General features: G+C 51.6%; 3 protein-coding genes and 1 pseudogene. All 4 read right to left on the bottom strand.

Features of this window, described 5'->3' with window-relative positions; translation table 11 throughout:
• Positions 1 to 709: hypothetical protein (locus TRICHSKD4_RS04800; RefSeq protein WP_139051960.1), on the bottom strand; the 709-nt coding region annotated here is incomplete at its 3' end.
• 141 nt (positions 710 to 850) lie between these two features.
• Complete coding sequence (locus TRICHSKD4_RS04795) at positions 851 to 1546, bottom strand: phosphoadenosine phosphosulfate reductase family protein (RefSeq protein WP_208992994.1); 696 nt, start codon at positions 1544 to 1546, stop codon at positions 851 to 853.
• Between the two features lie 86 nt (positions 1547 to 1632).
• Positions 1633 to 2115 carry a hypothetical protein gene (locus TRICHSKD4_RS04790; RefSeq protein WP_040616188.1) on the bottom strand — a complete coding sequence of 161 codons (483 nt, stop codon included), beginning with the start codon at positions 2113 to 2115 and terminating at the stop codon, positions 1633 to 1635.
• Positions 2112 to 2414 (bottom strand): annotated as a pseudogene (locus tag TRICHSKD4_RS04785) (hypothetical protein); the annotation flags it as partial. The gene TRICHSKD4_RS04790 and the pseudogene TRICHSKD4_RS04785, both read right to left, overlap by 4 nt.

Here is a 2414-nt window from a genome sequence, read left to right as displayed (position 1 = left end):
GTGTAGCCGCCCGGGCTAGCAGTCTCGCTGCTTCATTGATTTCAGCCTCAGTCTTCGCGTTTTTTGTCAAGGTGATGAAATCGATGATATTCCCCGCAGCCTTGAAGATTTGCCACCCTGCCAGAACGAAACCGACGGTCATGATGATCGTGGCCGTAATCGGACCACCGGCAACAAGGATCGCAATCACTGAAACCGTTGTGGCAATGGCTGCTGGTGTCAGAAGGGAAGCGAATTCATTCTTCAACGCTTGTCCCAAATGGTCCGGCGTTCTCTTTAGGGCGAGCGCGAATTTTTCACCTGTCGTCATTCCAGGAATGTTCCGAACATCCTGATTGACGATTGAGGCTGGTTCGGGCGGAACATAGGCAGCAGGTAAATTTCTATCGTCCGGCATCTCAACGATGAAATACCGCCCCGTATAAGACGTGATTTCGTTGACGATATCCGGTATGCGCAGAGAGGCGATAAAACCTTTGTTGGCGATCCAGAATCGTTTGAGCTCGCTCCGGTTTGCCGGGTCTGTCAAATACTGCTCAAGGAGGCGTCGAGTTGAGGAGACGCCGTCTTTTACCAAGGGGCAATAATTCGTCGAAGTGAACTGAGAAAACTCTCCGAATTTTGCGCGGTCTCCGATGAGAAGGAGCTTACCAAGAAAACGAAGCGTAACCCCTTGTGCAGGGTCAGTCGGATAGATTGATGCAGCCATGAATTGACCTGAAAAATCGATGAACAAAACCAATAATCATCGATGCATACAATAAATCGAACTCCTGCGCTACAGAGTCCTGAAGCTCCGCATTATAGCTCAATCGCCATCACGGGAGACCGGTGAGATATTCTTGCTCGATCATGCCGCCACTCCCGTAATCTGATCCAAAGGTTTGCGTGACATGGACAGGGTGTGTCCCACTTTGCGTTCCAGTTTGACAACTTCCCTGTAGAGGCTCGGATTGAGAGTAGCTGCCGTTTTCAGATCAGCTTCACTTGCCATGATGCAAAAGCAGCATGAGTAGCGGGTCATGCCTGCGAAGTACGGCCATGCCGGTGACTGGCCTTCATCTCTTATGGTGGAGTAGACCTGATCCTCTGTCAGATCATGGATCGGTAGCCAATCGTACCATTCTCGGCCCGCCTTGGAGTTTCGGGCATTGAAGCGAAACGTCTCGGCTTTGGCGCGGTTATGGCTTTCCTGCGCCCGCATACCCATGCAATTGACGACAAGCCCGCGATAGTGAGGATTTGCCTTGAGGTAGCGACGGACTTCACGCTCAATCGGCCCGCGCTTCAAATCACTGGTGCATTGGCGCTGCTGAGGCGAAGGCCACATGCCGCGTTCCTCCACCATCTGAAACAATGTGCGGCGAGCCTTGGCAACGACAAGCGGTAATCCAAAGGATGTACGTTTGATCTGCTCTTGACTGCCAGACCATTCGACCTTTCCTAGATCAGCATGGATGATCAGAAGCTGATCGTCGGGAACGCCAAACTCGCGTAGCTTGATCAACATTGCCTGACTATCTTTGCCGCCAGAATGATTGACCACGAATAAAGCGCCACGGCCAATCAGTTGAATGATCTCCCATAAATTTGAGTGATTCTGATAAGGCTTAAACAAATCGTGCTGATGCATCATGCCGCCACCTCGCTCAGCGAACTCAGGAAACGAGCCGCAATTTTGACCGCTGCACGCCGACGCTCTTCCTTGGCTTGGTTGTCGTCATACCGGTAGTTAACGATTTCGAGGATTTCATCGATTTCGAAGGCTGTAGCTTGGCTATCTTGATAGAAGCCGCTTCTTTCAAAATTGCAGATCAGCTCTTCAATGCAGTAATCCGTAGGAATAATATCCAGCTCTACTCCACATCCAGCACAACACGGGAAATGGTCGCATTCGGCCCGCCATCCACCGTCAAGAAAGTAGTCACCTTGTCGTCTACGATCTCTCCGGCGAAGATTGCGCACCTTGTAGTATCCGCAAGTTCCGCACCATTCATTTCCTTCATCGCCGTCGGGTGTGCTTATCCAGCATGCGGGTTCAGGTCGCTCAGTAGGTAGAAACGGTTTTAGCCGCGCTTGTAGCTCCTCGACCTCAGTTACGTATTCTCCCTTCATGCCGCCACCTCGCTCAGTACTGTGTCGACATTGGCCTTGATGACATCAAAGGAGACGGCGATTACCCATGGGTTGGCATCCCAAGCGTAGATACCGGCGTCGCGGTCGCCATTGAGGCTGTCCCATAGACACTCGAAAGCGGTTTTCGCATTGCCAAAGGTATTTTTGACCATTAGGTGGCGTAGTGCATCGGAGATATCACCCCAAGGGTATTTGGCCTGACTTTCCACCCATGCACAAACGCCCTCCGCCTTTGCATCTTCCTCGCTGATTTCCTGCAAACGTTGCACCCTGACATC

It is taken from the genome of Roseibium sp. TrichSKD4 (genome assembly GCF_000148725.1).
Lineage (GTDB): Bacteria > Pseudomonadota > Alphaproteobacteria > Rhizobiales > Stappiaceae > Roseibium.
Note: the sequence above shows the minus strand (reverse complement) of the source record. Positions and strands in the feature narration are given on the sequence as shown.

Excerpts from the sequence above, each read along its gene's own strand:
- TRICHSKD4_RS04790 (WP_040616188.1), bottom strand. The coding sequence starts at position 2,115 with ATGAAGGGAGAATACGTAACTGAGGTCGAGGAGCTACAAGCGCGGCTA.